6 protein-coding genes are annotated in these 6,012 nt (G+C 43.2%); 2 read left to right on the top strand and 4 right to left on the bottom strand.

What is annotated here, in order from left to right:
- Positions 1–216 precede the first annotated feature (216 nt).
- The gene (locus B3143_RS14690) at positions 217–504 is read left to right on the top strand and encodes a hypothetical protein (protein WP_005233936.1); all 288 of its coding nucleotides are present in this window, start codon (positions 217–219) and stop codon (positions 502–504) included.
- Between the two features lie 90 nt (positions 505–594).
- Here the strand turns inward: B3143_RS14690 and B3143_RS14685 are convergent, their stop codons facing one another.
- The 3 genes from B3143_RS14685 to pheS form a co-directional block, all read right to left on the bottom strand.
- On the bottom strand, positions 595–891 hold the full coding sequence (locus B3143_RS14685; RefSeq protein WP_004783565.1) for an integration host factor subunit alpha: 297 nt from the start codon (positions 889–891) through the stop codon (positions 595–597).
- Positions 888–3,269, bottom strand: a complete 2,382-nt coding sequence (gene pheT / locus B3143_RS14680) for a phenylalanine--tRNA ligase subunit beta (RefSeq protein ID WP_286741047.1) — start codon at positions 3,267–3,269, stop codon at positions 888–890. The genes B3143_RS14685 and pheT overlap by 4 nt, the downstream gene beginning before the upstream one ends.
- Positions 3,270–3,401: 132 nt before the next feature.
- Positions 3,402–4,382, bottom strand: coding sequence for a phenylalanine--tRNA ligase subunit alpha (pheS, locus tag B3143_RS14675; protein ID WP_005233932.1), 981 nt, complete (start codon positions 4,380–4,382; stop codon positions 3,402–3,404).
- Positions 4,383–4,542: 160 nt separating this feature from the next.
- On the opposite strand from pheS, the gene B3143_RS14670 reads away from it, so the two are divergent.
- Positions 4,543–5,571 (top strand): hypothetical protein, encoded by a 1,029-nt coding sequence (locus tag B3143_RS14670; RefSeq protein WP_005233930.1) that lies wholly within the window; start codon positions 4,543–4,545, stop codon positions 5,569–5,571.
- Positions 5,572–5,730: 159 nt separating this feature from the next.
- Here B3143_RS14670 and rplT read toward each other — a convergent pair.
- The coding region (rplT, locus tag B3143_RS14665; protein WP_286741043.1) for a 50S ribosomal protein L20 at positions 5,731–6,012 on the bottom strand (282 nt) is incomplete at its 5' end.

Below are 6,012 nucleotides of genomic sequence, written 5' to 3'. Positions count from 1 at the left end.
ATTGTTATTTTCTGTTAAAAAACCCTTAATTTTTATCGTTTTTTCGCTGTTTTTGATGCTCACCTAGTAGCAATTAAAAATGCGCAGTGATAGCATATTTGCAGACCAGTTAGACTGCTCCTGCGTTGTTAGTCCCTAACATTATTAGGAATAATAAAAGCATATTACAGCCTGACTTTGGTTTTTTTTAATCTCAATTTTTTAGAGAGTGATGCCATGTTATTCAAAAAAATCGCTATTGCTGCTGCAGTTGCTACTACTTTAGCTTTCGTTGGTTGTGCTAAAAAAGCTGACGACGCTGCTGCTGACGCTAACCAAGCTGCATCTGAAGCTGTAGAAGCTGCTTCTGAAGCTGAAGCTGCTGCTGACGCTGCTGCTGTAGAAGCTACTTCTGAAGTTGCTGCTTCTGACGCTGCTGCTGTTGCTGAAGCTGACGCTGCTGCTGCTGTTGCTACTGACGCTGCTGCTGACGCTACTGCTGCTTCTGAAGCTGCTGCTCAATAATCTTTACGATTATTCAGTACAAAAAAGAGAGCCTTTGGCTCTCTTTTTTTATGTAAAAAATAAAAATGTTAGATATAAAAAAAAAGCAGATCAATTGATCTGCTCATTCCCCACACGTTGACGGAACTTCTGCCCCGCGCGGAACGTAACAACACGGCGTGCAGAAATCGGAATCTCTTCACCCGTCTTCGGATTACGGCCTGGACGTTGGCGCTTATCACGTAACTCAAAGTTACCGAAACCCGATAATTTTACTTGTTCGCCCGAGATTAGCGCTTGGCTAATCTCATCGAAAAACAACTCGACCATTTGTTTAGCTTCACGACGGTTTAAACTCGTGAGCTCACTTAAATGATCAGCCATTTCTGCTTTTGTTAATGCTGTCATGAAGCCCTCAATGTCGCTTGGTAAGTGTTTTCCAACACCTGAAGGATATTATCCATACCTGATTTAATTTCAGCATCTTCCAGTGTACGGCTTGGATGCTGCCAGAGAAGTGCAAATGCCAGTGAGCGTTTCCCTTCTTCTACTCCTTGTCCAGTGTACACATCGAACAACCATGTCGAGCCTAGCAGCTCTCCACCTGTTTTTTCGATAAGTCCCTGAATTTCGCTAACATTAATCTTATCACTAATTAAAAGCGCAATATCACGTCGAACCGATGGAAAACGTGATAATTCTGTAAAATTAGATACATAAGTTTGCAAAACAGCCGATTGATCTAATTCAGCGACCCAAGTCGTCGCCAAATCGAGTTCGTCTTCAAGTGAGGGATGTAAACGACCTAAATAACCAATTGACTGACCATTCACTAAAATTTCTGCAGATTGACCAGGATGTAACCAGCTACGTTCAGAACGTACATATTCCACATCCAGACGCGCAGCTGCCAGAATTTCCTCAATGTCACCTTTGAAGTCAAAGAAATCCATTGGCTGTGCTTTACCATGCCAAGTTTCAGGCGTACGTGAACCAGTAGCAATCAAGGCAAAAGTTGGAATCTGTTTCAGATCATGAATTGAAGCCGCATTCTGGTAATCAAAACGCAGACCGAGTTCGAAAAAACGTACACGGTTCTGCTGGCGATTGACGTTGTACTGTACACATGGAATCAGGCTAGACAGTAAAGTTGAACGCATCACTGCCAAATCGCTTGAAATTGGGTTAGCCAATGCCAATGGATTGACTTCTGGATTTAACTGTTTTTCCAGTTTCAGGTCAGCAAAACTGAAGCTGATCGCTTCCTGATAGCCCAAGGTCACGGCTGTTTGACGAAGCTGAGTCAGTTCGAATTGGTCTTCATATTTCGCCAATTTCACATCAATGACCGGTAAGCTGATTTGAATATTGTCATAACCGTGAATACGGGCAACCTCTTCAATCAGGTCTTGGTAAATTGCCATGTCATAACGGTGGGATGGCGGAATCACTGACCACTGACCTTCAGCTTTTACAGTCACTTCACAACCTAAACGCGTTAAAGCATCTGTAATGAAATCTGATTCAACTGTATAACCTAATAGTTGATCGACTTGCGCTTGTTCTAACTCAATCGCTTCACGCTTTGGTAACAGCTCTGTTTTTTCAGCTACAATGATTGGACCAAACTCACCGCCTGCAAGCTCAGCAATCAACTGAGAAGCACGATGCATTGCAATCATAGGAAGTTCGAAATCGACACCACGTTCATAACGTTGTGACGCATCAGTATGTAGACCGAAACGACGAGCACGGCCCGCAATATGCAATGGCGCAAAGAATGCTGATTCCAGGAAGATTTCAGTGGTTTCATCAGTTACTGATGAAGACAAGCCCCCCATAATCCCTGCAATCGCTAATGCTTTTTCATCATCTGCGATTACCATCACATCATCTTGCAGTTCAACTTCCTGTTCATTTAATAGAACAAGCTTTTCACCTGCAGTCGCTTGACGTACATGTACTGAACCCTGAACCTTACCGCCATCAAACGCATGTAGAGGTTGACCCAGTTCCATTAATACATAGTTGGTGATATCGACCAAAATGCTGTGCTGACGGATACCAGCGCGGACTAATGCACGTTCCATCCACTCAGGAGTTGGTGCTTTGGTATTTACATTTTTGATGATACGGCCCAAATAACGTGGGCAACCTTGAGTTTCAACAACGACTTGCTTTTGATCGGTGATGGTTGCAGCTACTTCTTTAATTTCAGGTGGAGTTACCAGCAACTGGTTAATCACACCAATTTCACGTGCGATCCCGCGAATGCTGAAACAGTCACCACGGTTCGGAGTGATGCTGATATCAATCACGTTGTCATCAAGGTCTAAATATTCACGAACATTCACACCCACCGGTGCATCTGCAGGCAGTTCTAACAAACCATCGATTTTATCTTCAAGATCGATTTCTGAAGCACCGCATAGCATGCCTTGAGATTCAACACCACGCAGTTTGCCTTTCTTGATTTTAAAATCGCCTGGTAATACTGCACCGATGGTAGCTACTGGTGCTTTCATACCCGCACGTACGTTAGGTGCACCACACACGATTTGTAGAGGTTCACCTGAACCAATGTTTACAGTGGTAACACGTAAACGGTCGGCATCTGGATGCTGTTCGACAGTCAGGACTTCACCAACAACCACACCTGTAAACAGTTTTGCCGCAGGTGCAATTTCATCCACTTCAAGACCAAGCATAGTCAACTGGTCAGACAGTTTTTCGCTATCGATGGCTGGGTTAACCCATGTGCGCAGCCAATTTTCGCTAATTTTCATTTCTTTAAAACCTATAAATTAATCTTTTAAATCCCCCTCTAACTCCCCCTTTTTACAAAGGGGGAGAACCCTGAGTCACATAAGGACAGCCCCCTCTCCTTTTAGGAGAGGTCAGGGAGAGGTTTAAATCCTTTAAGCAAACTGGCGTAAGAAACGCACATCGTTTTGATAGAACATACGCAGGTCATTAATGCCATAACGCAACATTGCAAAACGTTCTACACCTAAACCAAATGCAAAGCCTTTGTATTTGTCGGGATCAATGCCCGCAGCGCGAAGTACATTTGGATGCACCATACCGCAACCTAAAACTTCTAACCACTTGCCACGTTCATCCATAATATCCACTTCAGCACTTGGCTCAGTGAACGGGAAATAAGACGGACGGAAACGTACTTTCAAATCTTTTTCGAAGAATTCATTCAGCAGGTTAACCAATAAACCTTTCAATTCAGCGAAGCTGGTATTTTCAGCAACGTATAGGCCTTCGATCTGATGGAACATTGGTGAATGCGTCTGGTCAGAGTCACAACGATATACACGGCCTGGACACACAATACGGATTGGTGGCTGCTGGGTTTCCATGGTACGAATCTGCACACCTGAAGTATGCGTACGCAATAAATGGTTTACATCAAAGTAGAAAGTGTCGTGCATGGCACGTGCAGGGTGATGGCCCGGAATATTCAATGCTTCGAAGTTGTGATAGTCATCTTCAACTTCTGGACCAGTCGCTACTGTAAAACCTGCTTTGGTAAAGAATTGACAGATACGTTCTTGTACTTGGGTCACTGGGTGGATGCTGCCCACCTGTTGGCCACGACCGGGCAAGGTAATATCAATTGTTTCACTAGCAAGCTTTTGCTCTAGTGCAGCTTTCTGCAGTTCAGCCTGACGTTGTGTCAAAGCACCCGTGATAGCTTCACGAACTGCATGAATTTGTGCCCCAAACGCTTTACGTTGTTCAGGATCCATTTTCCCCAGCGACTTAGATTGTTCCGCGAGCTGGCTTTTTTTCCCCGTAAATTGCACTCGTACTTGATCAAGTGCAGCAAGGTCTTGAGCTGCTGCAATCGCAGCGAGCGCTTCAGTGGTCAGGGCTTCCAGTGACATAGTAACTCTCAAAGCAACAGGTTAGAAATATTTTTAAAAAACCCCATATTCTAACAGTTTTTAGGCGAGTTGATGAAGTGCGCTTTTAATGAAAATTAGAATAGCATCATGAATTATAAAAAGTATAAGATAAACATAATATCAATCAGATCAAATCACTATGGCACTCGATCAAATTTGGAAACAGCAACTGACCCTCGTCACTTATGGCAATGAGTTTTTAACTCAGGATCTCAGTTTCAGCCGCTGGCTGAATCACTCCATTTTTAATCAGTACCATTTAACTTTTCGTGATCTGATTTCCCAGCATTTACTGGCACAGCACTTTCAAATCTGGCTTGAAGGCCTGAAAAAACAAGGTGTTCGTCGTATTAGCCTGCATTCTTCACACTTGCTGGAAGATGAAAATAACCCTAATGCCAATGTCGAGCTGGTTCCTTTGGCTCATGTGATTATCAGTCATCATGCTCAAGGTAAAACCGCCTGGATGATCGGTAAGGAGCTGGCTGAATGGTATACCGCTGATAATGATTATGAAGCACCAGAAGCTCAGAAGTCACCTTTACGTCATGAAGTATTCTGGCGTTATGAACTGAACAGTAAACTGGCTAAAAGAATTGATACTGATCTGGTACAACCAAACTGGGATGATATTCATTCCTATACTGAACAGGAATTATTTGCACACCATTTAGCTCAAGGATTTACTGAGCCTGCTTATACTGGATTGCCTTATTACGGTACTACCCCAACGATTCAGTCTCACTCAGAAAATCCGAGTCACCTAGCTTTGATTCCAACGGATTATTCATCTGATTATGCTCATCAGACCTTATATCGTCTGGATGCATTAAGTGATTTTATTCAGACTAAGATTCAACACCCTTATAATGATGATGGTCAGGTACTAAATCCGGAGCAGCAATTAAACCTGCGCCACTTTGCGCAAAAAATTGATGAAATCAGTGCCAAGTTTATTGTGAAAGTGGCCAATCATTATAAAACTGCACAACTTACTCCTAAAGTGGCGCCTGATCCTTTTGCGGGCATGAATACTGAAGATCGCGCAGTCAAAGTCTCTAAAGCCGAACGACCACAAAGTCACCATAAAACCGGTGCTTCAAGTGTGATCAAACTGATTCTGATCACGATTGTGATCTGTTTGATTGGCTACTATTTCGGGCTTTAATAAAATATATTGTCTATAAATAATCACTTTGGCTTGGTGGAGACTTAATCTCCACCAAATCAATAAATAAATGATTTAAAAAAATCAAAGATCCCACTGATTTCATTTAAGCATAAAAAAAGACCGCTAAAAGCGGTCTTTTTTCTAAGTCATAAAGACTTATGCAGCCAACGCATCTTTAGCTTTAGAAGCTAGAGCTGCAAACGCAACTGCGTCATGCATAGCGATGTCAGCAAGTACGCGACGGTCGATGATAACCTGAGCTTTTTTCAAGCCAGCGATCATACGGCTGTACGATAAACCGTTTTGACGTGCACCAGCGTTGATACGCGCAATCCATAGAGCACGGAATTGACGTTTCTTCTGACGACGGTCACGGTAAGCGTATTGACCAGCTTTGATTACCGCTTGGAACGCTACGCGGTAAACGCGTGAACGAGC

Origin of the sequence: Acinetobacter sp. UBA1496, from assembly GCF_002324975.1 — a bacterium.
Lineage (GTDB): Bacteria > Pseudomonadota > Gammaproteobacteria > Pseudomonadales > Moraxellaceae > Acinetobacter > Acinetobacter variabilis.
This window is presented reverse-complemented; position numbering and strand designations above follow the sequence as displayed.

Coding starts and splice junctions, on each gene's coding strand:
- B3143_RS14685 (WP_004783565.1), bottom strand. CDS start 891: ATGACAGCATTAACAAAAGCAGAAATGGCTGATCATTTAAGTGAGCTC.
- pheT (WP_286741047.1), bottom strand. CDS start 3,269: ATGAAAATTAGCGAAAATTGGCTGCGCACATGGGTTAACCCAGCCATC.
- B3143_RS14670 (WP_005233930.1), top strand. CDS start 4,543: ATGGCACTCGATCAAATTTGGAAACAGCAACTGACCCTCGTCACTTAT.
- pheS (WP_005233932.1), bottom strand. CDS start 4,382: ATGTCACTGGAAGCCCTGACCACTGAAGCGCTCGCTGCGATTGCAGCA.
- B3143_RS14690 (WP_005233936.1), top strand. CDS start 217: ATGTTATTCAAAAAAATCGCTATTGCTGCTGCAGTTGCTACTACTTTA.